Annotated in this window: 3 protein-coding genes; all 3 read right to left on the bottom strand. The window is 62.8% G+C overall.

All coding sequences use genetic code 11. From position 1 onward, the window contains the following. Window positions 1-34 precede the first annotated feature (34 nt). On the bottom strand, window positions 35-430 hold the full coding sequence (locus tag M9H71_RS25050; RefSeq protein ID WP_455407568.1) for a hypothetical protein: 396 nt from the start codon (window positions 428-430) through the stop codon (window positions 35-37). A gap of 211 nt (window positions 431-641) precedes the next feature. Then, window positions 642-1,070: a helix-turn-helix domain-containing protein gene (locus tag M9H71_RS25055; RefSeq protein WP_455407569.1), complete on the bottom strand. Its 429-nt coding sequence runs from the start codon at window positions 1,068-1,070 to the stop codon at window positions 642-644. A 9-nt stretch (window positions 1,071-1,079) separates the two neighbouring features. Beyond that, a partial coding sequence (locus M9H71_RS25060; protein WP_455407570.1) for a DUF3164 family protein occupies window positions 1,080-1,471 on the bottom strand: 392 nt, incomplete at its 5' end.

A 1,471-nucleotide genomic window follows, 5' to 3' on the forward strand; every position in this document is an offset into this window, starting at 1 on the left:
ACCGACCGCTCGCCTCGCGAAGCCGAACACATTGCTATTTCCCCACCGCTGCGACATCCGAAGCGTCGGGAAGTTCTGCGGCCATTGCGCCGTCGATCGCCGCATCGAGCTGAATGCCTGACAGAACGAAGTTCTCAGGAGCCTTGCCAGCAAACACGCCACCGGCAAAAATCGTGTCGGGGTCTCGGTCTCTTAGCCAACGATAGCGAGCAGCATCTCTGGCCTCCTGCCGCATACTTTCCCTCCACTTTTCCATGCGGGCCGTGTCGATAGGAGGGAGTGCTATATTTAGGATTCTCTGGTCGAGCCGCTCGCGCATATCCGCGATCTGGGCTTCGCTGCAGCCGCCCTTGCGCAGGATCAACTCCCAGAGCGCGATCTGCCTTTCGATGTTTATCACACCGGCTTTTCTCTTATTCTCGTCTTCCATGGTCTCTCTCCTTGCTAGCAGCGAGCAACGCCAGCGTGATTGCCGCGAGCCGCTGAAGTAACTGCCGCTGGCGCTTGGAATTCACGCCGCGGCGGACTTGGGCAATCAGGGCGCGCCGCTCGGTTTCGAGCGCATCAAGCGGCGCGGGAGTTGTCGGCGGCGGATCGTCGTCGCGCTCGGGAGGCAACGATCGGTCCGCCCAGGGCATCGGTCAGCTCGACGACTGGATGGCGCGCTCGGCGATGCCCGCAGCGTCGTGCAGCGCATGGATTAGTTCGTGCGCGATGCGCTCGGCCTCGGTTTCGGACTGGCTGGCTGGACAGACATCTTCGAGGCGGCGGGCAACGCTCCGCACCCCATCGATCGCTTCCAAAATGTGCCAACATTGGCGGTCGCCACCCGAACCACCAGTCAGAATGTAGTCGAGCGGTACGCCTCTGGTGGCAGAGGCCCAGACAGCAGCTTCATAGGGGACCGAATTCCTCGACCTCATCTGGCTGATGTTGGTCTTGCACACATCGAGTATCGCAGCCAAACCCATATCGGTATCGACTTCGAGGACTTCCTTCAGCCGATCGATGACAGCGGAAGCGCTAAAGCGATCCCCGGTCATCCTCAAATGGCCCGCTGAGGATTTCATGCTCGCCTCCTACGCCGCCGCCAGATCGATGGTGATCGGCTCCCAGCGCGCGGCGCGGTTCGCGCGGCGATAGAACCGGACGTATTGCTTCGAGCCGACGACGCGGATTGCGTCGCCGAGCGCGGCCATCGCGTGCCGCCAATTGTCGTCGTCGATCTGAAGCCGGCGCAGATGAAACAGCGCGGCGCGGTTGATCTGGCCTTCCTTGTCGACCTGGAAGGCGTGCTCGACGAGGGCGCGGATCTCGGTGCGGGCGCCGTCCGACCACGACGTGATGCAGGCGTCCACAAGCGACTTCGCGACCTGCAGCTCGGGCCCGAAGGCGAGCTGATCGGCGACCTGCACGACGACGCGGAACAGGCCGTCGTAGCTCGCCAGCGTGACGTTGCCCTTCTTGCCGC

This window comes from Rhodopseudomonas parapalustris, assembly GCF_053772255.1.

What these genes read in the sequence shown, in the direction of transcription:
- M9H71_RS25050 (WP_455407568.1), bottom strand. Translation starts at nt 430, where the DNA reads ATGGAAGACGAGAATAAGAGAAAAGCCGGTGTGATAAACATCGAAAGG.
- M9H71_RS25055 (WP_455407569.1), bottom strand. Translation starts at nt 1,070, where the DNA reads ATGAAATCCTCAGCGGGCCATTTGAGGATGACCGGGGATCGCTTTAGC.